The following is a 22529-nucleotide window of genomic DNA, read 5'->3' as shown; positions in this document are numbered from 1 at the left end:
CGCCGGTTACGCCTGCTCGGGCAATGCTCGGATCGCCCGTTCGATCTGGGACGTGGTTGGTGCCCCAGCGAACCCGTTCTCCGTTGTGTAGACGCGGCACGCAAGTGCCTGTACAGGAGATGTCGGGAATAGGTCGACGCCGTCGGCCAGGAGCGTGGGCGATCCTCCGAACCCGAGGCTTGCCGCTTCGGCCTCGGTGTGGATCGTCACCAGCTCGACGGCGACGCCCCCGAGCCCGAGAGCGTCGAGCGCCGCGCGTGCGTTGGCTTCGGCGATGTCCGTGTTGGGGCAGTCGACGATGTGCAGCAATTCCACTTTCACGAGGCGCTTTCCGTTCTCTCGCTGTTGGTCATCGTGCGAGCGTTCGGCAGGAGGAGGTTCAGGCAGACGAGTCCGACCCCAATCACGACGAAGACGTCGGCGACGTTCCCGACGAAGAGGTCGCCGTAGGCGAGGAAGTCGGTGACGTGGCCGCGGCCGAACGCGGGCGGGTTCATGATTCGGTCGATGAGGTTGCCGACCGCGCCGCCGAGGACCAGCCCCAGCGCGAGGCCCCAGCGGGCACCGCGCAGCCGAATGGCGAAGATGACCACCGCGGCGGAGGCGAGTACGCCGATGAGGGTGATGATCCAGGTGGCCCCGGAGCCGAGCGAGAACGCGGCTCCGGGGTTGTAGACCAGGGACAGGCCGAACAGGTCCCCGACCAGCGGGATCCGTTCCCCCGGGGCCAGCTGTGCCACGGCGAGGGCCTTCGAGGCCTGGTCGAGCACCACAGCGAGCACGGCCACGACCAAGGTGAAGCCAAGGGCTCTCCTCGCCTGCGGCCGTGGGCCCGTACGGTCTTCGCCGACTGTCGCGGCGACGTCCTGCACGGTCACGCGATGGTCTTCCGGGTCCGGGCGGCGCGCAGACCGTTGAGGATCACGACGACCTCGGCGATCTCGTGCACGAGCACCACGGCGGCGAGGCCGAGGACGCCGAAGAGGGCGAGCGGGAGCAGGGCGCTGATGATCAGCAGCGACAGGATGATGTTCTGGTTGATGATGTGCCGTCCGCGGCGGGCGTGGTCGAACGCGCGCGGCAGCAGCCGCAGGTCGTGGCCGGTGAAGGCCACGTCGGCGGACTCGATCGCGGCATCGGAGCCGGTCGCGCCCATCGCGATGCCGATATCGGCAGCGGCCAGGGCGGGGGCGTCGTTGATGCCGTCGCCGATCATCGCGACCGAGCCCTTCGCACCGAGCTCTGCGATCGCAGCGGCCTTGTCCTCCGGGCGCAGTTCGGCGCGGACGTCCTCGATCCCCGCTTGGGCGGCGAGGGCGCGGGCGGTGCGAGCGTTGTCGCCGGTGAGCATCGTGACCCCGATGCCCTGCGCGGCGAGGGTACGGACGACCTCGGGGACCTCCGGGCGCAGCTCGTCGCGGACGCCGATCGCGGCGACCGGCTCGCCGTCGCGGTGGACGATCACGACCGTCATGCCCTGCTCCTCCAGCCCCGCGACCTGGTCGCCGAGGAATCCGGCGTCGAGCCAACGCGGGCTGCCGACCGTGATCCGCGCGCCGTCGAGCTCGCCTTCGATGCCGTGACCTGCCTGCTCGGTCACGCCCTCGGCTGCAGGGGCCTCAGGCGCTGCAGCGGTGATCGCGGCCGCGAGGGGGTGGGTGCTGTGCTGCTCCAACGACGCCGCCCACGCCAGCGCCTGCGCCTCGGTCACGCCGTCGGCGGTGAGCACCGCGGTGACGGCGGGCTCGTTGCGGGTCAGGGTGCCGGTCTTGTCGACCGCGACGTGGCGGATCACGCCGAACCGCTCGAACACGGCCCCGGACTTGATGATCACGCCGAACTTGCTCGCCGACCCGATGGCGGCCACCACGGTCAGCGGGACCGAGATCGCCAGCGCGCAGGGCGATGCCGCGACCAGCACGACGAGTGCGCGGGTGATCCACAGCTCCGGGTCGCCGAGCAGCGACCCGATGATCGCGACGAGAGCGGCGAGGATCAGCACGCCGGGCACGAGCGGGCGGGCAATGCGGTCGGCGAGACGGGCGCGGTCTCCCTTCTCCGCCTGCGCCTTCTCCACCAGGTCGACGATCGTGGTCAGCGAGTTGTCCGTGCCGGCCGCGGTCGTCTCGACCTCCAGCGCCCCCGCGGTGTTGATCGCACCCGCCGACACGGCATCGCCGGGCTCGACCTCGACCGGGATCGACTCCCCCGTGATCGCGGACGTATCCAGGCTGGAACGTCCCGTGCGGACGACGCCGTCGGTCGCGATCCGCTCGCCCGGCCGCACCAGCATCAACTGACCGACAGCCAGGTCCTTCGCGGCGACCTCCACCGAGACGCCGTCGCGGCGGACGGTCGCGGTCTCCGGGACGAGCTTGAGCAGCGCCCGGAGCCCGCCGCGAGCACGGTCCATCGCCTTGTCCTCCAGCGCCTCGGCGATCGAGTACAGGAACGCCAGGGCGGCGGCCTCCTCGACGTAGCCGAGGATCACCGCGCCGACGGCGCTGATGGTCATCAGCAGGCCGATGCCGAGCTTGCCCTTGAACAGCTTCCGGATCGCGCCCGGGGTGAACGTCGACGCGCCCAGCAGCAGACCGATCCAGAACGCCACCAGTGCCGGGATCTCCATCCCGGACCACTCCAGCGCCAGGCCGGTGAGGAAGGCGACGCCGGAGAAGACCGGGACCATGATCCCGCGGTCCCGCCACCAGGGGCGCTCCGCCTCCTCGGCTTCATCGCCTATGACAGTCTCGGGCTCGTCGTGCTCGCAGCCGCACGCCGCGCTCACTCGCCTGCTCCCGTCCCGCAGCAGCCCGGCACGGTGCACGAAGAGTCCACGCAGGGAGCGTGCTCGTCGACAGCAAGCGTCACGTCCACCAGTGCGGTGAGCGCCGCCGCGAGGTGCGGGTCGGCGATCTCGTAGCGCGTCTGCCGCCCCTCAGGCTCGGCGACCACGATGCCGCAGTCGCGCAGACAGGTCAGGTGGTTCGAGACGTTCGAGCGGGTCAGCTCCAACTCGCGCGACAGCACGGCCGGATAGCTCGGGCCGCCGAGCAAGGTCATCAGGATCCGGGAACGCGTCGGGTCCGCCATGGCCCGGCCGAGCCGGTTCATGACGTCGAGGCGAGAAGCAATAGTCAGCATGCACTGATTATACAGTGCTTGCTGAACTTACGAGGCAAGGAGGCTGTCGACGGAGAGACGAGGTCCCGGGGACAGTGCACGGCAATCGGAGTCGCTCAGACGAGTTCGCTGACCAACTGTTCGATGCGGGTGCGGATCTCGTCGCGGATCGGACGGACGGCGTCGATGCCCTGCCCGGCCGGGTCGTCGAGCTTCCAGTCCTCGTAGCGCTTGCCGGGGAAGAACGGGCACGCATCGCCGCAGCCCATGGTGATGACGACGTCGGAGGCCTGCACCGCTTCGGTGGTGAGGACCTTGGGCTGCTCGGCGGTGATGTCGATCCCGAGCTCGCCCATGGCCTCGACGGCGACGGGGTTGATCTGGTCGGCTGGCATGGACCCGGCGGAACGCACTTCGATGCGATCGCCTGCGCGGTCGCGCAGGAATCCGGCGGCCATCTGCGAGCGGCCGGCGTTGTGTACGCAGACGAAGAGGACGGAGGGCTTGGGTGCGGTGGTGTCGATCATGGTGGCTCCTGTGAGGGATGGGTCAGTGGATGAGTTCGTTGACGAGGGCACGGACGCGGCCTTCGATGTCGTCACGGATGGCTTCGACGCCTTCGCGCGAGGCGAGGGCGGGGTCCCCGACCGCCCAGTCGTCGTAGCGAACCCCGGGGATGATGGGGCAGACGTCGCCGCAGCCCATGGTGATGACGACGTCGGCGGCGCGGACGGCGTCATCGGTGAGGGGCTTCGGGAAGCGCGCGGCCGCGGCATCGCCTTCGATCTCGGCGAGGATCGAGCGCACGTGGGGGTGGATGATCTCGGCGGGGCTGGATCCGGCGGAGCGGGCGATGACTTTGCCGCCGGCGATCTGGTTGACCAGGGCCGCGGCGAGCTGGGAGCGGCCGGCGTTGGCGACGCAGACGAAGAGCACTTGCGGGACGGAGTGGTTGCGGTCTCTGGTGATGTCTGCGAGTCGTTGCCTGGCGAAGCGTTCGGTGAGAGGGACGAGCGCGCCGGTGACTTTCGCGGTACGGGCCAGCGACGTGTAGGACTCACGCACGATGCTCAGCACAGTCTCCGGGGCGAGCTCGGGGATCTCGGCGGCGAGTTCGTCGGCGAGGTGGGTGATCCGGATGTCGAAGTCTGGGCGGATGTCGCGATCTTCGCTGTTCCCGTCCTCGCTGGGCGCCGTCATGGTCGCCGGGGCGAAGGAGTCCAGCAGGGCGGTGACGGCGCTGCGGCGGCTCGGGTTGATGCGATACCAGACCCATGTCCCGCGGCGTTCCGAGGTGAGCACGTCGACGTCCTTGAGCACCTTCAGGTGGTGCGACACGGTCGGCTGTGACACGTCTGCGAGCTCGGCGAGGTCGCAGACGCAGGACTCGCCGCGCGGGTCCGAGGCGATCGCAGAGAGCATCCGCAGTCGCAGCGGGTCGGCGAGTGCCTTCAGGGTCGCGGCCACCGTGCCGGCGGCCTCCTGGCCGATGGCGTGCGTGGCGACCGGGCTGCAGGCGTCGGCCGTGCCGGTGAGGGTGAGGTTCATGAGGTGATCCTTTCGCCGGTGTACGGATCGGTGTGGAACCAGGCTCGGGCCGCCCAGAGTGAGACGTAGACGAGCCCGACCAGGACGGGCACTTCGATGAGCGGGCCGACCACGCCGGCGAGGGCCTGGCCGGAGGCGGCGCCGAAGGTGCCGATGGCGACGGCGATCGCGAGTTCGAAGTTGTTGCCCGCTGCAGTGAAGGCCAGCGAGGTGGAGCGGGCATAGTTCAGCCCGAGTGCCTTGCCGGTGAGGATGCCGGTGAACCACATGATCGCGAAGTACGCCAGCAGCGGGATGGCGATGCGCGCGACATCCAGGGGATGGGACGTCACCTGCTTTCCTTGCAGAGCGAACAGCAGCACGATGGTGAACAGCAGCCCGTACAGCGCCCACGGTCCGATCACGGGCAGGAACTTCTCCTCGTACCAGTCGCGGCCGCGGCGCCGCTCGCCGATCCACCGGGACGCGAAGCCGGCGACCAGCGGCACGCCGAGGAAGACGAGCACGTTCAGCGCGATCTGCCAGACCGAGATCTCCAGCCCCTGGGTGTCCAGCCCGAGCCACCCGGGCAGCACGGTCAGGTAGAACCAGCCCAGCAGCGAGAACGCGACCACCTGGAACACCGAGTTGATCGCGACCAGTACGGCGGTCGCCTCACGGTCGCCGCAGGCGAGGTCGTTCCAGATCACGACCATCGCGATGCAGCGGGCGAGCCCGACGATGATCAGTCCGGTGCGGTACTCGGGCAGGTCGGGCAGGAAGATCCAGGCCAATGCGAACATCACGGCCGGGCCGACCAGCCAGTTCAGCACCAGCGAGGAGATCAGGAGCTTCTTGTCTCCCGTGACGGCGGCGATCCGGTCGTAGCGGACCTTCGCCAGCACCGGGTACATCATCACCAGCAGTCCGAGCCCGATCGGCACCGAGATGCCGCCGACCTCCATCCGGCCGAGCAGATCCGACAGCGCCGGCACGAACCGCCCCAGAAGCAGACCCGCGACCATGGCGAGCCCGATCCACAGCGGCAGCCACCTGTCCAGTGTGGAGAGCCGCCGGGTTGCGGCCCGGGCAGGGGTGGTGGTTGCGGTGGTCATGCGAGCAGTCCTTCGATCTTCTCGGCGATGACAGGCTTCGGGTGCGCGCCGATGAGGATGTCCGTGCGTGTGCCGTCGCGGTAGAAGCCGAGAGTGGGGATGGAGGTGACGCCGGCGGCGATCACTGTCTCGGGGTTCTGGTCGGCGTCGACCTTGACGATCTTCACGCGCCCCTCGTACTCGGCAGCGAGCTGCTCGAGCAGCGGGGCGACCTGCCGGCACGGCCCGCACCAGGTGGCCCAGATATCCACCACGACGGGGAGGTCGGAGCCGAGGACCTCGTCCTGGAACGTCGCGTCGGTGACGGCGGTGAGCGTGCTCATGCGAAGACCTCCTCGGTCTCGGTCAGGGCGTCCAGAGGCGCGGTCGCGTTCTCGAAGGCGGCGAGGAAGTGCTGGGCGTCCTGCGCTGCGGCGCAACCTGTGCCGGCGGCGGTGATCGCCTGCCGGTAGGTGTGGTCGACGAGGTCGCCGGCGGCGAAGACGCCGGAGAGGTTCGTGCGGGTCGAGGGGTGATCGACGAGTACGAAGCCGGCGGCGTCGGTGTCGACCGTTCCGGTGACGAGCTCGGAGCGGGGGTCGTGGCCGATGGCCACGAAGAGCCCCGTCGCGGGCAGGTCGCGCTCGGCGCCGGTGACGGTGTCGCGAAGCGTGACGGACTCGAGCTTCTCGGCGCCGTTGAGGCGTGCGACTTCGCTGTTCCAGGCGACCTCGATCTTCGGGTGGTCGAGAACGCGCTGCGCCATGATCTTCGATGCCCGGAACTCGTCGCGGCGGTGCACGATCGTCACCTTGGAGGCGAAGCGGGTGAGGAACAGGGCCTCCTCCATCGCGGAGTCGCCTCCGCCGACGACGAGGATCTCCTGCTCGCGGAAGAAGAACCCATCGCAGGTGGCGCACCAGGACACTCCGCGGCCCGTGAGGCGCTCCTCGTCCGCGAGGCCGAGCTTGCGGTACGCCGACCCCATCGCGAGGATCACCGCGCGGGCGTGGAAGGCCTCCCCTGCACCCGTCTCGATGACCTTGATCGGTCCCTCGAGGTCGACGCGGATCGCGTCATCGAGGAGGATGCGGGCACCGAAGCGCTCGGCCTGCTGACGCATCGACTCCATCAGTTCCGGGCCGTTGACCGGGTCGACGAAGCCGGGGAAGTTCTCCACCTCGGTCGTGGTCATCAGTGCGCCACCGGTCGTCACGGAGCCGGCGATCACCACGGGCGCCAGGTTCGCACGGGCCGCGTAGATCGCAGCGGTGAACCCCGCAGGGCCGGACCCGACGATGACCAGCTCAACCTCTTGAATCGACATGCTTCTATATTGACATCAATCTATGCAAGGCGCAATCGGCGCTGGCGTCGTTCACCGACTCTTCACCTGGACACGCGAAGAGGGCGGCCTCCCACGGGAAGCCGCCCTCTTTCCGAGACCGTCAGCCGACGGTGACGGGGCGCGAGCCGATCTGCAGCACGGACGGCGTGGCGCAGCAGCTGCTGCCTTCGGCGTCGAAGCCGCCGGCGCCGCCGCACACTCCGGTGTCGGGCAGGACAAGCTCGTTGCGGTCCGCGGCCTCATGGTCGCCGGCAAGGTGGGCTGCGACGCTGCGCACCTGCTCGTAGCCGGTGAGCGCGAGGAAGGTGGGGGCGCGGCCGTAGGACTTCGCACCGACGATGAACAGGTCCTTCTCCGGCTGTGCGAGCTGGCGTGCGCCGGTCGCTCCCACCGAGCCGCAGGAGTGGATGTTGGGGTCGATCTCCGAGGCGATCCCGGCCACGGCGTCCAGCGATCCGTCGAGCTCGATGCGCACCTCCCGCAGGATGCTGGTGTCGGGGCGGAACCCGGTGAGGGCGAAGACGCGCGTGACACCCGAGATCTCCTGGCCGTTCTCGGCGAGGATCGTGAGCGTGTCGCCGTCCTGCTGGAACTCCGCGACGCGGAACCCGGTGACGACCTCGACGACGCCGGCTTCGATGACCTTGCGTGCGCGGGAGCCGAGTGCGGCCCGCTCGGGCAGCTCATCTCCCGTTCCGCCGCCGAACACGTTCGTTGCACTCCCGCGGCGCAGCAGCCAGGTCACCTTGGTGCCCGGCTCGCGACGCGCCAACTCACTCAGGCGCAGCACTGCGTGCGTCGCGGAGTGGCCGGCGCCGACGACGACCACGTGCGAGCCGGCCAGCTCGAACACGTCGTCTGGGATCCGGTATGAGATGCGCTCCGAGGCAGCCGTCTCGCCGACCGCGGGGTATCCGTCAGCGCCCGCGGGGTTCGGAAGTGACCACGTGCCGGTCGCGTCGATTACAGAGCTGGCGAGGATGCGGCCATCACGGCCGTCCTGGTCGACCGTGTGCACGACGAACGGCTGCGCCTTCCGGCCGCTCGCGACGACCTTATCTCGACCCTGACGAGCGACACCGGTGACGGTCGTGCCGTAGAGCACCCGGTCGCCCAGAGCGTCGGCGAGCGGGGAAAGGTACTCGCTGACCCACTCAGCCCCGGTCGGGTAGCCGCTTGCTGGCGCCGTCCAGCCGGTCGGCTCGAGAAGGCGTCGCGCTGCGGCATCGGTGAGCTCCGGCCACCCGGAGAACAGTCGCACGTGTCCCCACTCGGACACGGCAGCACCGGCCGAGCCGCCCCGCTCGACGACCACGGCGTCAACGCCGCGTTCGGTCAGGTGGGCGGCTGCAGCCAGGCCCTGCGGACCGGCACCGATGACGACGACAGGAAGCTCAGACATCACATCTCCTCAGATCGAAAAACTTCAATACGAGAACACTCGCTTACCTATCGAAGTTTGTCAATACGTGTCAGACTATCCGCATGAGCCTTCCCGTGACCATCGAGCAGAGCACGTGCTGCGTGCCGCGCATCACCGCATCGATCACCCCCGAGGAGGCCGAGCGTTCCGCTCGGGTGTTCAAGGCCATCGGTGATCCGACCCGCGTGATGCTGCTCTCCCTTATCGCCGGCACCGAAGGCGGCGAGGCCTGCATCTGCGACCTCATCGAGCCGGTCGGATTGTCACAGGGGACGGTCTCGCACCACATGAAGCTCCTCACCGACGCCGGGCTTGTCACCCGCGAACAGCGCGGGAAGTGGGCGTACTTCGCGCTCAACGACGGGGCGCTCGAGGCGGCCGCGGATGCGCTGCGACCTGCCGCGCTGGGCAGTGCGAACTAGTAGTCATCGACGCACGGCTGGGTAGTTCGACCAGATCCCGCCGGCTTTGCTCTTACGCCGGTCCGCCGTGTGGTTGCCGATTCCGATGACGTCGGCAACCACGGCCGAGGGCATCCGCATGCTCAGCAGGTTCATCCGGGTCTCGCGTGACACGCGTGGACGGATCCCGAGTTCCGTGAGGCGCAGCCTGATGTAGGCCGCAGTCATGTGAGCGCCGGGCGAGAGTCCCTCGAACAGCCAGCTCGATTCCCCCGCGGCGTATCCCCGTCGCGGCGCGGCGGAGAGGTGCCGTCTGACGATGTCCCCGACCCGGTCATCGAGCACGACGGGCGTGACCCCGAACCGCACGGTCACCTGCGCCCCGGTGGCGTCTACTCGGTCGCGAGTCATACTGACGGCGCGTCCGAGGATCTGCGCATAGAGGAGCATGAACAGCCCTGCCACGCGCACTTCCAGTTCCACATCTTCTCCGTTGAGCAGAAGGTCGATATCGCGCCACAGCTCCTCCTTGGTCACGTTCGACATCGTGTTTCGTGCAGCCCGGACGTTGGTGGCGAGGTCGCCCGTCAGCCGCGTCTTGGTCGCCCACCGCACGAAGTGCTCCACGGGCTCTCGCGTCTTGACGCGGGCGATGTAGTGATCGAGCGTGCGTTGATCAAGGTCACTGACGGCGAGCCCGCGAGCATCCATCCAGGTCAGGAACCGGACGACCGCGGCCAGTTTCCCGCGCTGGCCGATGAAGGCCTCGTTGGACAGGTCTCGATCGCGGTCTCGATAGCGCCTGTGAAGCTTGGGCAACACGTCCCATCTGTAGAAGCGGCGGAGCTTGTTCCCGGTCGGGCGCTCGAGAGTCGCAGCCACCGCGGCAACGTGCAGCGTGAGCTCGTGCTGCAGCACGTGGATGTTCGGCAGCACCTGGGCTTCGATGAGCAGACGCCGGAAATACCGCGTTGCTGGCCTTTGCTGGAGTTGATCAAGAGACGAGTGATCAACGGGCAGCGCGCCCGTGGCCATGCCGCGCAGGGTCTCTGTGACGTGCGGCCGCCGCAGCCAGCGCACCACCGAACGCGGGTCCATCGGCGCGTTCGCAAGGTACACGCGAAGCCTGGTCAGCTCGATCGGAGCCGATCCCTTGGGTCCGATGAGCTCGTCCAGTCGTGCCTGCAGCCGGCATCGCCCGCAGTGCGTTCCGGTCAGGAACTCCTCACTGCCGCACGTGCGGCACGCGAACCGTGGCGGGTGTCCGGCGCAGATCGCACAGGTGATCACGCCTTCATCGGTGCGAAATGCGAGGACTCGGATGTTCCCGCACAACGGACACTCTGACGGGTTCCTGCGGAGCGCGCTGTAGCAGACGTTGCAGATCTTCTCGCCGAGCAGCGAGTAACGGCCCGCGCTCGAACGCCCGCAACGGTCACACGTCTGTGACGGCGTAGCCGTCATCGGCCTGGATCGGCGGGACGATGAAGTCGCGCACGCACAGGACGAAGGTCCCCGATCGCCGTGTCACGCCCCCGCCCAGTGCCCGTCTTCTTCGCCGCTGCCGGTCGCGCCACGACAGTGATGAGGTCGTTCGGCTGGCATCCGAAGACGCGGCACAGCGCCGCAAGAACTTCGACGTTCAACCGCTCCGGTGCTTTGGTGACCAGTCGATACACCTGCTCGCGGGACAAGACGATGCCCTGCTCGCGCAGCGGCGCGAGCAGCTCCGTGGTCTGGAACATCCCAGCCTCGGCCATCAGAGCACGCAGGTGCCAGTCGATCGGCCCCTTCGAGTCAGTCCCCATCACGGTCCTCCGTGTTCCTCTTGAGCGCATCAGCGAGCACCCGGTTCTTATAGTCGTCCCCGACAGACGTGTAGATCGCCGTCGTCGAAGCGAACGTGTGGCCCACCTGATCCTGCACGAACTTCTCGCTGTAGCCCCACTCGATGAGGTTCGTCACATAGGTGTGCCGCAGCGAGTGCAGAACCAGCTCTTCCGGAAGTCCGGCTTCGTCGCGCAGCTCGGCGAAACGGTCGTTCAGGTAGCGGCCACCGATTCTGGTCCTGCGCTCCGTCGGCCAGAGGATGTCCGTCTCCCAATCACCGACCACCCGCGGCCGGCCCTGGTCCACCCAATGGGTGAGGCCGTCAACGACCCAGTCGAACTCGGGCAGAGTCAGCACGGTCCGTCGCTTCGGACCGGTGCCCCGACTGCCCTTCCCGTGCCGGACATACACCGCTCCGAAACTCCCGAACCCCGGGGCCACCGGGTTCGACCGCAGATCGGCAACGTCGAGCCCAATGCACTCGGAACGCCGCAGCCCAAAGGCGTAGATGGTCTTGAACATCTGCGCGTTCCGGAGCGCAGCAAGCGCACCCTTCCTCCTGGCACGTACGATCGCCTCGACCCGAGCATCCGCAGCATCGAAGAACCGCTCCAGCTCATCGAAAGTGAGGGCACGTCGCCCGGGATCCCCCTCATGGTCGAGCAGGTGCGAGATCGTGTTCCAGTCATGGCAGATCTGCTGCGGCGCATCCCCGAACCGAGCCAGACACTCCGCCTGCCAGCCGTACCGCGGGTCAGTGAGGAAGTCGCAGAACAGACGGATCCTCGTCTGATACCCCCGAATCGTTGACCGCTTCAAGGGACCCTTGCCGGGTCGCACGCGCACTGAATAGTCCTCGAGATCCCGCGGCTGCCACTGCCACGGGTACGCCGCGCAGAACTCGGCGAAATCCTCGATGAACCGCCGGCGCGAATCGATGGTGGTCGCCTGCAAACCGCGACTTGTCTGCTGGTTCGCCCAGCCATCCAGCATCGACTCGAAGACGTACTTCCCCTCATCGAGGGCGACGACATTTCCTGTCAGCCGCAGCGAAGAGCGACCATCAACATCTGAACCAGAACGCACCCCTCCATGGTTGCAGCAGTTGCATCATTGTTGCAACCACTCTCCATGATCTTCACCCGCAGAGGCTGTTGGACACGTTCGTGAAGCACCACCCCAGCAGGCAAGAAGGTGACTTGGTAGCCGAATCACCCTTGTCGGCACCATACGCGACAGCCACGCCGCCCGTGATCCACTCCTGGGCTCGGCGGCCAGCTCCCGCCGAGCCTCCTGCCGCGACCGAGAAACTCCAGATCAACCATGCAATCGCAAGCAAGTGATGCATCTGATGTCGATACTGCTTGGTCGCGAACCGTTAACGAACCAGCCACATATCTGCGCGATGCGCTGCGAGCGCTCGCGATCACCGAAATGGACCTGCCCGCCATCGATCGTCAGCTCGAGGCGACTCTAAATCGCCTTCGGGAACCTACGACGGCGGCCACACGAGAGGCATACGCCATCCTGTGCGCCGCAATTCACTCAGTCTCTCCACGCAGGCTCCGCGTCGCACATCACGCCCACACGAACAGGTTGAAGCTGCTCGGAGAGCGGATCCGCGGAACCACCCTGCTCGTGCCGGGCTTGACCATTCACCAGGCGAAGGGGCGGGAATGGGATCGCGTCGGTGTGAAGCTCGATGACTTCGAGCGAGAGCGCCTTGGCGTTGGACTCACCGTTGACGCGGACACAGACAGGCGTCTGTATGTCGCCTTAACTCGCGCTCGCTACCGCACGGTCGAGCTGGCCTAATACGTAGCTTGGCCGCGGACGACTGGTTCGGATGCGATCCAGAAGACGCTTGGTTTGTCCGTCCGCCCGAACCTTCGGCGCCAGGGCACGAATCGCGGTCCTTGCCCGTGCGGTCGGTGTTAGGGGCGGCCGCCCTTGCGAACTCAGCTCGACGCGCCCGAATAGCCCGCCCAATGAGATGCTCGCGAGCGGCCCCACACCCGAGCGAATGCAGGGAGTTCCTGCCCATCGGCGCGAGCTGCCACGTGACCGACAACAGGACGAGCAGCGATGGACAAACGAAGCGATGCACGCAGGCACTTTCTGTGAATCACGTGACGTGATTAACAATTCGGCGTAACGTGTGAGACGTGCGGGGCGGACTCGAACGGTGGAAGCGAGGCGTCGAATCCCACGGGGTTCGGTCGGCGATCGCGTACGCGCTCCAGGGACAATGCGACGCTGCGCCAAGACTGTCCAGCGGCGTTGATGCGCTCGCCGCCTACTCCCGCGGTGACACGCCAACGGTGACCCGGTACACCGTCGAGGACGGCGCGATCCGTGAGGACGAGCTGTCGCGCGGTGACCTCATGGCGTGGGTGGACGGCCGCGACCCGGTGACCGGGGAGCGCCGGGGGAGGGAGCTGCTCTCGCCGCAGGCGGATCTGATCCTGGATGGCACGATCAACGCCCCGAAGTCGTTCAGCATCGTCGCCCTGGTGCACCCGGATCTGGCGCGGGAGTTCGAGGCGCTGCAGGACCGGTTGCGGTCACGCATCATCACCACCTGGCAGCAGGAGCTGAATGCGCGCCGCGGGGCCGGGGGTCGCATCCGGCAGGCGATCCGTCGGCTCGAGGTCGTCGAACTGCAGCATCGCCGGTCCCGCGCGCTGGATCCGCACATCCACCGCCATCTGTGGCTGAGCGTGAAGGTGCAGGGCATCGATGGCCAGTGGTCCAACGTCGACTCGCGGTTCGCCATGCGCCTGCACACACTCATCAACGCCGAAGGCGATCTCGCGGCGCGAACCGATCCCGACTGGATCGCCGCTCTGGCCCGCCACGGTTACACCCTCAATGCCGACGGTGAGATAGCGCAGGTTGCCCACGCGGTGCGGCCGCTGTCACGTCGATCGAACCAAATCGAAGCGCATCGTGCGGTCGCTCTTGCCGAGTGGCGCGGTCGGCATCCCGGCCAGGAACCGGACCGGGACGTGCTGCAGCAGATCGACCGCCTCGCCTGGGCGACAGGCCGCCCAGGCAAGCCCACCAATCTGACCGAGGACACGTGGGAGCGACTCGTCCGAGAGGAGCTCGCCGCGATCGATCCGGCTCTTCTGGGCGACGGCAACGCGTCCGCGACGGTGAGTGTCGTGCCGGAGCTCGACTTCGAGATGCTCGGAACCATCGCTCTTGTGGACGCCGACCAACGATCCGCCGCGAACGGCGGCCGGTTCAGCGCGGTTGATATCCGTGCCGGCGCCACCCGTGCCCTCGCCGCGAGCGGCGTGGTCGCCCCTCGAGACGACCTCCAGCCGGTTATCGACGCAGCCGTCGCTCACGCCCTCGACAATGTCGTCGACCTGCTCGACGGTGAGGCAGACCGCCCCATGTATGTGAAGGGCTACATGGCACCGTCCACCGCGGCTCTGAAGGTGGAACTCGCCGCTCTGTTCGACCAGCTCAACGAACCAGGAGTCAACATCAGCCGGCCGACGATCGCGACGGTGGCGAACGCGTCGATCGGCGACCTGCCGCTTGACGAGGGCCAGGCCAACGCAGCCGCTGCGATCGCCGGCACGCATCGGCTGGTGACCATCACCGGGCCCGCGGGCACCGGTAAGACAACAATGCTCCGCGTGGCCAAACGTGCCCTCGACGTGCAACGGCGGCGCCTCGTGGTTGTCGCGCCGACGAAGAAGGCGGCCTCTGTCGCGGCAAGAGAGATCGGGACGGCCGGGTCGAGCCTGCATGCCCTCCTCTCCGACCATGGCTGGCGCTGGAACCACGACAGCACCGGATCGGAGCACTGGACCCGAGTTGAGCCCGGCGACACCGACACCGCCGGCCACATCTATCTCGGTCCCCGCCGGTACCCGCTGTCACCCGGAGACCGGATCGTGGTCGACGAGGCCGGAATGGTCGACCTACACACCGCCCGAGCCCTCGCGATCCTCGCCGCCGAGACGGGCGCCGGGATCGCGATGGTCGGCGACCACCTCCAGGCGCTCCCGGTCGGCCACTCGGGTGCGATGGCCTGCATGGCACGTCGCAGCGGCTCCGTCGTCGAACTGACCGCCGTTCACCGATTCCGCGACCCCGAGTACGCCGCCCTCACCCTCCGTCTCCGCGAACCGGCCTCGCAGTCCGACGCGGTCAGCATCGCGACGGCTCTCGACCGTGGCGGCCACCTCCACGCCGTGGCTGACCTTCAGCAAGCACGCGACGTGATGATCGAGGGCTACTTCCGAGCCACCGCCGTCCGTCGCCGGATCGCGCTGGTCACGGGTGCGAACGACGAGGCCGACGCGATCAACACGGCCATCCAGCAACGTCGCGTCGAAAAGAGACAGCTCAGCGTTCACCGGATCGCGGTCGGGATGGACGGGCAGCGCATCCTCGAGGGCGACGTCGTCCAAACCCGACGCAACGACCATGTCGCCGGTGTCGAGAACCGCGCGCTGTGGGTCGTGCGACGCATCCACAACGCTGCGATCGACCTCGTCAGCACCACGGACAGCGGCGACGTTCGCACCATCGGCACCGACTACGCCGCCGACCACCTCCACCTCGCCTACGCGTCGACCGTGCACGGCATCCAGGGAGAGACGACGGATCTCGCCATCGTCGGGCCCGACGTCGACGCCGCCGGCCTCTACGTGGGCATGACCCGCGGGCGCATCCACAACGAAGCCATCGCCATCCCCCGGCCCGGCCAGACCGCCGTCGACGTCGTCGCCGCGACGATGATGCGCGGCCTCCCCGAAGTGACGATCGCCGACGCCCGCCGCGGCGCCCGCACCGAGCTCGGAAGAGCAGCCCGCAGCGAAGCGCCCACAGCCGTGCCGGAGTCGCGACCGGGAAAGCCGCCCGGAGCTGACGGCGGGCACTCGGCCACCACTCCGGCTATAGGTGTCGGGAGTGGTCTCGATCGCTAGCTGTTGCTGGCCATGAGGTTGTTGACGCCGGTTAGTTCTTCGAGGTGAGCGTGCAAAGACGTTGCTTGGTGTCGTTAAGCATGGCCTGTTGCTGATCAATGTGCGCCGAGATGGCATCGACCTCCGCGCGAAGCTCCGGGCACATCTCAAGGGTGGTGCCGTGCTCTCCGGTCTGTGCGCAGTCGATGTACCGACGGATAGTGCTCGTTGCGAGTCCGGCGTTGATCATCGCCTTGATCTGTAGCACCCGGGGGACGTCGGATTCGGCATAGACCCTGTAGCCATTGGTGTCGCGCTCCGCGGCCAGCAGTTCGCGATGCTCGTAGTGGCGCAGCGCTCGGGCCGAGACCCCAGTTCTGGCAGCGAACTCGCTGATCAACATGTGTGCTCCTTGAACTTGACCTTCACGCTGGCGTCAACGCATAACGTCCAGCGGTATGACGTCAACAACTTCCAGACAGGGTGTAATCTTCCATGGATACGGCGCGACGCCCGAGGACCATTGGTTTGGCTGGCTTGCCGACCGGCTGAATCAAACGGGCGTATCCGCGCACATCCCCGTGTTGCCGGATCCCACCGCGCCAGATCCGAGTCGTTGGGCGGCGGCCTCCGCGGAGGCGCTGGGGACGCCGGGGCCTGAGTCCATCGTGATTGCCCACAGCCTCGGCTGCATCACTGTCCTCAGGCATCTCTCCTCGCTATCAGACCCGTGGCGGGTCGGGACGCTCGTGCTCGTCGCGGGGTTCGTCGACAAGCTGCCATCGCTGCCCGTCCTCGACGAGTTCATTGGCGACGGCGTGAACCTGGCCGGGATACGAGAGCATGTGGTGTCTCTAGTGGTCATGCGGTCCGACGATGACCCTTACGTCCCGACGGGACACACGGATCGCCTCGCTCGCCTTCTTGATACTTCCCCTCTTGTCGTCCCGGGCGCGGGCCACTTTCTGGCAACCGATGGGGTCACGTCGTTGCCGCACGTTCTCGAAGTGGTCCTGTGATGGCCAGGGCATCCGGCCAGATCACACATCGCAACGCGCCGCTGACCGTTGAAGGGCGCCGGCGACTCATCGAGCGGTGTCGCACCCGCCCCATCGCACACGTCGCCGCCGAGATGAGCATCTCGCGCGCGACAGCGTCCAAGTGGGTCAACCGATTTAGACAATTCGGGGAAGTCGGGCTTCTTGACCGCTCTTCCGCTCCGGCCAGCCAGCCAACAGCGACGCCAGGCCATCTCGTGGAACGGATCGAGTCCATGCGGCGGGAACATAAGTGGCCGGCGTCCCGCATCGCCTTCGAGCTTCATCTCGCCGGCACCCCTGTGAGCCGACGGACCGTCACACGGCTTCTCGCACAGCTCGGCTTGAACCGGCGGAGATTAATCGACCCCAGTGGCGAGACCAACCGACAACCGCAGCCGATCATCGCGAAGCGACCCGGGCACATGGTCCACATCGACATCAAGAAGACCGGCCGCATCCCGGACGGCGGAGGATGGCGGGTTCACGGCAAAGGTAGCGCCGAGGACAAGGCCGTGGCGCGGACGAAGAAGCGGGGCGCGAGGTCCGGCTACGTCTTCCTGCACTCCGCGATCGACGGCTACTCCCGACTCGGCTATAGCGAAGCGTTGGAGGACGAGAGGGCCGTAACCGCCGTTGCCTTCCTCGACCGGGCGAGAGCATGGTTCGCTGCCCACGGCATCACGCAGATCGAGCGCATTGTGACGGACAACGGAGCGTGCTACAGGGCGTCCGGGTTCGCCGACGCCATGGGCGAAAGTCGGCATCAGCGGATCACCCCATACACGCCGCGGCACAACGGGAAGATCGAGCGATACAACCGCATCCTCGCCGAGGAGTTCCTCTACGCCCGGACCTGGACCTCAGAACCTGAACGCGCCGCCGCGCTCGCGGTATGGAACCGTCACTACAACTATCACCGACCCCACGGCGCGCACGACGGCAAGCCGCCAGCGTCCGCGACCCCTCTACAGGTCAACAACGTCTTGGCCTCATACAGCTAGCTGATGCTCGGGCTGTCGGGGACCTGGACGGCCCCGCGCCATACCCAGCAGCGGTACTCCTGCGCGGCCACCCGGAACCGGATGGCGACGGCGTGGGCCGTCCACATGCAGGCCTCAGCTTCGACGCGGATGGGTGTCTTTCCGAAGCGGACCCATGCCTGCACTGTGGCGGGCTTCGGGTCGGTTGTTACGGCGAGCTCGTCCAGTTGGAGTTCGCTGGCGATCCCGTTCAGCTGGACTTCGAAGTGCAAGTGGCATCCGGTCGACTTTCCGGTCGACCCCTCAGCGCCCAGCGGGTTACCGGCCGTGACGCGGTCGCCGACGGCGACCACCTGGGATTGCCATTGCATGTGGCCGTAGAGGGTGACTATTCCGCCGCCGTGGTCGATGCGTACGGTGTTCCCCCAGCCCGGCATCGGTCCGGCGGTGATCACCGTTCCGGGGCCGGCCGCATGCACGGTCGCGCCGCACGGTTGATCCATGTCATAGCCGAGGTGATTGGACGGGCAGTACGCGCACCCCTTCACAGGGTGATACCCGTACCCGCGACCGGTGCTGTAGCTGCCGGCGAGGGGATACCCCCACTCGCCCTTCACTGCGGGGACCGCATCGTCGCCGGGTTCCCCGTGCGCAGCTGACGCCTGGCCGGCAATCGCCATCGGCACCGCGACCAATGGCGCGAAGATCGCTGCGTTCGCGAGAACGAGGAGGACGACGAGGGCGATGCTCGCTTTCCGGCCGGTCCTCGTGCTCGCGAGGGCTGAAGCGACGGCCGGGGCACCCATGTCAGCCCTCTACCGGCTCCGTGAAGTAGCGCACCACCTTGCAGTGCCCCGCCTGCTGCGCCGTTCCCGGCGTCGGGACCGACGCCTCTCCGCACAGCACCTGGACACTCACCCGCACCGTCTCCGGGTACGACGCTTCTCCACCCGCGCCGTCGGACTGCGTGAACGTCAGCTCCGCATTCGCCGTCGCGATGCGCATGTCACCGGCCGCGTCCTGCGGGACATCCGCCAACCTGACGTCACCCGTCACTGCGGCAATCACTCGCCCATCCTGCTGAGCGATCGAGTCCCACATTTCTTGCGGGAGCACGACACCCTGCCGCAATTCGAGCCTGGCCGCCTTCATCCGCGCGGCCTGATCAGAGGGGTCCGTGTACCGAGTGTCGGGCGTGAACCATGTGTCGAGGTAGTCGAGCCACTCCTCTCGAGTGCTGAGTGTCGTGTCGAACGTCGATGCCGCGGCTAAAGCGGCTCGTGCGTACATCTCCGGGTCGGTGGTGATGGGCTCGGGTAGCCAGCCGGCTTCCGCGACATCAGGATCGACGACCTCGATGGACCCGGGCGTCTCCGTTGGCGGTGCAGTGCTGCCGGGCGGTAGAGAGGGACTGGGCGTCGGTCGAGGGGACGGACCCGTGGCCGCTCCGACGATCACGTTCACAACTAGAGCGACGATGGCCGCGATCAGCACTGCGCCGCCGATGAGTGCCCAGGTGAGCCCGGTGCGCTTCCGCCGCTGTGGATTCGTCATCGGCGAACCCCCTTGCGGCAACGAACTGGACGAGAAAGCTTGTTGGATGCCGATGCTACGGACGCCCGTGGCCACCGCCGAGTTATCCACAGCCCAGCTGGGATCAGCGAGATGGAGAGGTGCGTGGCACCGACCTGCGATGGAGCCAAACGATACGTGTGCGCCGGAGCGGCGTCTGTAGACCGTTCGGCGGACACCCCCGCATCAGCCGCGGGGACGGCAACGGTCGGTGGCGGCGCGAACATGAGTGAACGGTACAACCGTCCACGTCGAAAGTAAACGGGTAAAAAGTTCAGGTTCGTTGTGTGGCGGTGAACGGTGCGGCACACTGCTGGCATGCCGAAGTATGCGAAGCCTGTTGGCGGAGAGGGTGCCGAACAGGCAATCTCGGTGTTCGGGAACTATGTGAAGGCGGCCGCCATCCGCTACCTCCGGCAGCACCCAAACGTCACGCGCAAATCGATCGCGGATGCGCTGCAGCTGCCGCCGACAACGTTCGTCGCATACCTCGGCGAACTTGAAGAGGCCGGGCTCATCGTCGCCGATCCGCCGCGCACGGAGCGGCGCAAGGGGGAGTGGCCGGTGTACCGCGTCAACGATGCGGAAGTCACCGCTCTCTATCTCCGACTGGGACAGGAGCTCGGCGAGATTTAGCGATCGCCGTCGCAGTGGGCAATGCCGCCACCAACGCAGTTGCCACAACGATCGTTGAGGTCTTCCGCCCCGATGCTGGCCCAGATCTTCATGTCCCCCAAAAGGACGACAGCAGGGAACACCGCGCGGGAGTAGCTTCGTGTTCGACGGAGGGCTCCCCGCTGCGCGCGTCTGGGGACGCGGTGGAGAGCCCTCCGTCGCCATTCGCTTTTGTCCCCCGAAATACCGACGCGCGTCCCGGAGGCTCATGCGGTAGCCTTCCCGTGACGGATGCATGACCCCCCGCATGGCACCCCCCTTTCGCCGCGCGGCGGGCCTGTACCGCGGCGACGCCCCCCAACTTGTCGCCGCACCCGCATCCGGAGGGCCCCCACCCGCACCCCCCAGCCGCGGCACGGAGGGCCCTCCCTCTTCGTTGATATAGCCGCACGCTGCGCTCCGAGCCGCATTTGCACGGCCCGACCGCGCGGTGTTCTGGGATCCGACCGCTACCGTCGCGCCATGACGACTGTGCGCACCCTGCCTGCGACCTCCCGGCGGCAAGAGGGCTCCTGGTTGACCGTGGCATCGCTCGCGATCGCTGGGCTGGTGGCGATGGCGAGCCTGCTCGGGCTGTTCGCGGATTGGCCGTATCAGTTCGAGACGGAGAACTGGGCACTGCAGGCGCGGGGGCAGGACGTGGGCAACCTTCTCGCGGTCGTCGTTCTTGTCGTCGCCACGATCCGGATGCGGGCAGGATCGGTTCGAGCCGCGCAGGTCTGGGTCGGTGCGCAGTTCTATCTCCTCTACGCGTATCTCGTGTATGCGTTCGCCCTGCACCTGGGACGGCAGTTCTTGGTCTACGTGGCCGTCCTCGGTCTGATCGCCTTCAGCCTGATCGCCGCGCTCCAGGCCGCGCTTCGCGTGCCGGCGACGGGGCGCGTCCGCGCCCGAAAGTTCGGCGGCGCGGTCTTGATCGGCACGGGTGCGCTCTTCGCGTTGCTCTGGCTGAGCGAGCTGGTGCCGGCCCTGGTGTCGGGCGAGGTCCCCGCGAGCCTCGAACTCGCCGGACTGATCGTCAACCCGGTCCACGTCATCGACCTGTCCGTCGTGCTCCCCGGGATGATCGTCGTCGGAGTCCTCGGCATCCGCGGCACCCGGACGGGCGCCCTCACTCTGCCGCTGCTGGTCTTCTCCACGCTCATGGGGCTCAGCATCGTCGCCGCGATGATCCTCATCACCGCCGCCGGCCCAGTGGGGAGCGTCGTCCCCGCCATCCTGGTCGGGGTGGTCGTGGCGGTCAGCCTCGCCGCAGCCGCAGGTCTCTTCCATGAAACCCCCGAGAGACCGTTAGCCGAAGCATCTGCCGCGGCACCCCCACGGGCGCCACGATCGCGCCGATGATCACAGGCGAGGTCGCACCGGGCTGGCCAGGACTCGGATTCTCTCCGGTCGGCTTCGCTGTCGCTGCGCTCGTTCTCGCCCCCAACCTCCTCCTCGTCTTCGTCGGTCCGAGGGGTCGCGCCCCGAAGCCCCGCGTCCCGCCTGTGATACAGGCGTTGGAAGGCATCGGGCAGGTCGCGTGCCTCGTGGTCCCCACGGCCACCGTCTCCACGGCGATGAACCCGGCTGTCCTTGCAGCGGCAGGCGCCGTCCTCGTCGTCTACTACGCCGGATGGGTTCGGTTTCTCGCCTCCGGGCGACGGTGGGCGTCGCTGTACGAACCGTGGGGCTCCGTCCCGGTGCCGATGGCGATCACCCCGGTCTTGGTCTTCCTCCTCGCGGGTATCGGGCTCGCTAACCTTTGGGTCGTCGCGGCTTCGCTCGTGCTCGCGGCCGGCCACATCCCGGCTTCTCTGCGCGCGGCCCGCGTGCTCGCAGACGGCTAGCGGCCTCCCGGTCCCTGTCCACCAGCACCGGGCACTGAATCCCGACGAGGTGGTGTTCCCCGGCCGGGCGCTGCCCGATTCGCTCGCCTATTACAGATTCCTGCACCTGACGCCAGACCCTGACCTCCTGGAAGCGCTTCTGCACCGCGTCATATCGCACGGTCTTCATCCTCGACTTGCTTCCGCTCGCGCCGGACTATGCCCGAACCGAGGACGCGGCTACACAACGACGCATCCACAATCTCCTGATCGAGGTGTACGAGAGCCTGCCGGTCCCCATCGTCCAGGTGCCGGTTCTCCCACGCGCCGACCGGGTCGCTTTCGTCCTCGCTCACCTGTGAGTCGCGGGCCGACGCCGCGGGGAATACCCCATACCCCCAGGGGGTATGCTAGCTTTGCTGTGGAGGGCGTTATGCGCGGATACGACGATGACAAGCAGGAGCTCTTGGCGCGGCTGCGTCGCGCGGAGGGACAGGTCCGGGGGATCGCCCGGATGATCGATGAGGACGTGTACTGCATCGATGTCTTGACCCAGGTGTCAGCGGCGACGAAAGCTTTGGAGTCCGTCGCTCTCGCGCTCCTGGAAGACCATCTGATGCACTGCGTCGCCGCGGCGACGGCAGAGGGCGGTCAGGTCGCACAGGACAAGCTCCGCGAAGCGAACGCTGCGATCGCGCGCCTCGTCCGGTCCTAGCCTCCCCATTTCACTGCGCAACACTCACTGCGTGACTAGAAAGGAAACTCTGAATGTGTGGT

At 67.4% G+C, this 22529-nt stretch carries 24 protein-coding genes; 8 read left to right on the top strand and 16 right to left on the bottom strand.

Annotated features, from left to right (window positions below):
* Nucleotides 1–6 precede the first annotated feature (6 nt).
* The 10 genes from MSA03_RS13385 to MSA03_RS13340 all read right to left on the bottom strand — a co-directional run bounded on the left by MSA03_RS13385 (nucleotide 7) and on the right by MSA03_RS13340 (nucleotide 8494).
* Nucleotides 7–315, bottom strand: a complete 309-nt coding sequence (locus tag MSA03_RS13385; protein WP_436970512.1) for a hypothetical protein — start codon at nucleotides 313–315, stop codon at nucleotides 7–9.
* 2 nt (nucleotides 316–317) lie between these two features.
* Nucleotides 318–872 (bottom strand): signal peptidase II, encoded by a 555-nt coding sequence (lspA, locus tag MSA03_RS13380; RefSeq protein WP_036283889.1) that lies wholly within the window; start codon nucleotides 870–872, stop codon nucleotides 318–320.
* 2 nt (nucleotides 873–874) lie between these two features.
* Nucleotides 875–2788 carry a heavy metal translocating P-type ATPase gene (locus MSA03_RS13375; protein ID WP_016465416.1) on the bottom strand — a complete coding sequence of 638 codons (1914 nt, stop codon included), beginning with the start codon at nucleotides 2786–2788 and terminating at the stop codon, nucleotides 875–877.
* Nucleotides 2785–3144 (bottom strand): Cd(II)/Pb(II)-sensing metalloregulatory transcriptional regulator CmtR, encoded by a 360-nt coding sequence (gene cmtR, locus MSA03_RS13370; protein WP_016465417.1) that lies wholly within the window; start codon nucleotides 3142–3144, stop codon nucleotides 2785–2787. The genes MSA03_RS13375 and cmtR overlap by 4 nt, the downstream gene beginning before the upstream one ends.
* 95 nt (nucleotides 3145–3239) lie before the next feature.
* Nucleotides 3240–3650, bottom strand: a complete 411-nt coding sequence (locus MSA03_RS13365) for an arsenate reductase ArsC (RefSeq protein ID WP_016465418.1) — start codon at nucleotides 3648–3650, stop codon at nucleotides 3240–3242.
* Between the two features lie 22 nt (nucleotides 3651–3672).
* Complete coding sequence (locus MSA03_RS13360; RefSeq protein ID WP_147051381.1) at nucleotides 3673–4671, bottom strand: metalloregulator ArsR/SmtB family transcription factor; 999 nt, start codon at nucleotides 4669–4671, stop codon at nucleotides 3673–3675.
* On the bottom strand, nucleotides 4668–5765 hold the full coding sequence (arsB, locus tag MSA03_RS13355) for an ACR3 family arsenite efflux transporter (protein WP_016465420.1): 1098 nt from the start codon (nucleotides 5763–5765) through the stop codon (nucleotides 4668–4670). Before arsB ends, MSA03_RS13360 begins: the two co-directional genes overlap by 4 nt.
* Nucleotides 5762–6088 carry a thioredoxin gene (trxA, locus tag MSA03_RS13350; RefSeq protein WP_016465421.1) on the bottom strand — a complete coding sequence of 109 codons (327 nt, stop codon included), beginning with the start codon at nucleotides 6086–6088 and terminating at the stop codon, nucleotides 5762–5764. Before trxA ends, arsB begins: the two co-directional genes overlap by 4 nt.
* The gene (trxB, locus tag MSA03_RS13345; protein ID WP_016465422.1) at nucleotides 6085–7071 is read right to left on the bottom strand and encodes a thioredoxin-disulfide reductase; all 987 of its coding nucleotides are present in this window, start codon (nucleotides 7069–7071) and stop codon (nucleotides 6085–6087) included. The genes trxA and trxB overlap by 4 nt, the downstream gene beginning before the upstream one ends.
* A 121-nt stretch (nucleotides 7072–7192) precedes the next feature.
* Nucleotides 7193–8494 (bottom strand): NAD(P)-binding domain-containing protein, encoded by a 1302-nt coding sequence (locus MSA03_RS13340; RefSeq protein WP_101847476.1) that lies wholly within the window; start codon nucleotides 8492–8494, stop codon nucleotides 7193–7195.
* A gap of 83 nt (nucleotides 8495–8577) precedes the next feature.
* On the opposite strand from MSA03_RS13340, the gene MSA03_RS13335 reads away from it, so the two are divergent.
* Nucleotides 8578–8937 carry an ArsR/SmtB family transcription factor gene (locus tag MSA03_RS13335; protein WP_061015170.1) on the top strand — a complete coding sequence of 120 codons (360 nt, stop codon included), beginning with the start codon at nucleotides 8578–8580 and terminating at the stop codon, nucleotides 8935–8937.
* Between the two features lie 3 nt (nucleotides 8938–8940).
* Here the strand turns inward: MSA03_RS13335 and MSA03_RS13330 are convergent, their stop codons facing one another.
* The 3 genes from MSA03_RS13330 to MSA03_RS13320 all read right to left on the bottom strand — a co-directional run bounded on the left by MSA03_RS13330 (nucleotide 8941) and on the right by MSA03_RS13320 (nucleotide 11832).
* A complete protein-coding gene (locus MSA03_RS13330; protein ID WP_147051380.1) occupies nucleotides 8941–10206 on the bottom strand; it encodes a site-specific integrase in 1266 nt (421 codons plus the stop codon).
* Nucleotides 10207–10376: 170 nt separating this feature from the next.
* A complete protein-coding gene (locus MSA03_RS13325) occupies nucleotides 10377–10724 on the bottom strand; it encodes a helix-turn-helix domain-containing protein (protein ID WP_147051379.1) in 348 nt (115 codons plus the stop codon).
* Entirely contained in the window at nucleotides 10714–11832 is a 1119-nt protein-coding gene (locus tag MSA03_RS13320) for a tyrosine-type recombinase/integrase (RefSeq protein ID WP_233486705.1), read from the bottom strand. The genes MSA03_RS13325 and MSA03_RS13320 overlap by 11 nt, the downstream gene beginning before the upstream one ends.
* 1235 nt (nucleotides 11833–13067) lie before the next feature.
* Here MSA03_RS13320 and MSA03_RS13310 point away from each other — a divergent pair.
* On the top strand, nucleotides 13068–15698 hold the full coding sequence (locus MSA03_RS13310; RefSeq protein ID WP_244946432.1) for an AAA family ATPase: 2631 nt from the start codon (nucleotides 13068–13070) through the stop codon (nucleotides 15696–15698).
* Nucleotides 15699–15729: 31 nt separating this feature from the next.
* Here the strand turns inward: MSA03_RS13310 and MSA03_RS13305 are convergent, their stop codons facing one another.
* Nucleotides 15730–16080: a MerR family transcriptional regulator gene (locus tag MSA03_RS13305; RefSeq protein WP_147051376.1), complete on the bottom strand. Its 351-nt coding sequence runs from the start codon at nucleotides 16078–16080 to the stop codon at nucleotides 15730–15732.
* Between the two features lie 55 nt (nucleotides 16081–16135).
* On the opposite strand from MSA03_RS13305, the gene MSA03_RS13300 reads away from it, so the two are divergent.
* Together MSA03_RS13300 and MSA03_RS13295 are read left to right on the top strand one after the other, a co-directional pair.
* On the top strand, nucleotides 16136–16696 hold the full coding sequence (locus tag MSA03_RS13300; protein ID WP_147051375.1) for an RBBP9/YdeN family alpha/beta hydrolase: 561 nt from the start codon (nucleotides 16136–16138) through the stop codon (nucleotides 16694–16696).
* Nucleotides 16697–16716: 20 nt separating this feature from the next.
* A complete protein-coding gene (locus MSA03_RS13295; RefSeq protein ID WP_147051388.1) occupies nucleotides 16717–17718 on the top strand; it encodes an IS481 family transposase in 1002 nt (333 codons plus the stop codon).
* Here the strand turns inward: MSA03_RS13295 and MSA03_RS13290 are convergent.
* On the bottom strand, nucleotides 17715–18503 hold the full coding sequence (locus MSA03_RS13290; RefSeq protein ID WP_147051374.1) for a M23 family metallopeptidase: 789 nt from the start codon (nucleotides 18501–18503) through the stop codon (nucleotides 17715–17717). The genes MSA03_RS13295 and MSA03_RS13290 overlap by 4 nt on opposite strands.
* 1 nt (nucleotide 18504) lies before the next feature.
* Nucleotides 18505–19251 (bottom strand): hypothetical protein, encoded by a 747-nt coding sequence (locus tag MSA03_RS13285; protein ID WP_147051373.1) that lies wholly within the window; start codon nucleotides 19249–19251, stop codon nucleotides 18505–18507.
* A gap of 336 nt (nucleotides 19252–19587) precedes the next feature.
* Here MSA03_RS13285 and MSA03_RS13280 point away from each other — a divergent pair, with 336 nt between their 5' ends.
* From MSA03_RS13280 to MSA03_RS13265, 4 genes are all read left to right on the top strand, one after another.
* On the top strand, nucleotides 19588–19905 hold the full coding sequence (locus tag MSA03_RS13280; RefSeq protein WP_147051372.1) for a winged helix-turn-helix domain-containing protein: 318 nt from the start codon (nucleotides 19588–19590) through the stop codon (nucleotides 19903–19905).
* 501 nt (nucleotides 19906–20406) lie between these two features.
* Nucleotides 20407–21288 carry a hypothetical protein gene (locus MSA03_RS13275; protein ID WP_147051371.1) on the top strand — a complete coding sequence of 294 codons (882 nt, stop codon included), beginning with the start codon at nucleotides 20407–20409 and terminating at the stop codon, nucleotides 21286–21288.
* Complete coding sequence (locus MSA03_RS13270) at nucleotides 21285–21773, top strand: hypothetical protein (protein ID WP_147051370.1); 489 nt, start codon at nucleotides 21285–21287, stop codon at nucleotides 21771–21773. Before MSA03_RS13275 ends, MSA03_RS13270 begins: the two co-directional genes overlap by 4 nt.
* A 412-nt stretch (nucleotides 21774–22185) precedes the next feature.
* Nucleotides 22186–22467: a metal-sensitive transcriptional regulator gene (locus MSA03_RS13265; protein ID WP_147051369.1), complete on the top strand. Its 282-nt coding sequence runs from the start codon at nucleotides 22186–22188 to the stop codon at nucleotides 22465–22467.
* Nucleotides 22468–22529 lie beyond the last annotated feature (62 nt).

The sequence above is a fragment of the Microbacterium saccharophilum genome (assembly GCF_007992455.1).
Taxonomy (GTDB): Bacteria; Actinomycetota; Actinomycetes; order Actinomycetales; family Microbacteriaceae; genus Microbacterium; species Microbacterium saccharophilum.
This window is presented reverse-complemented; position numbering and strand designations above follow the sequence as displayed.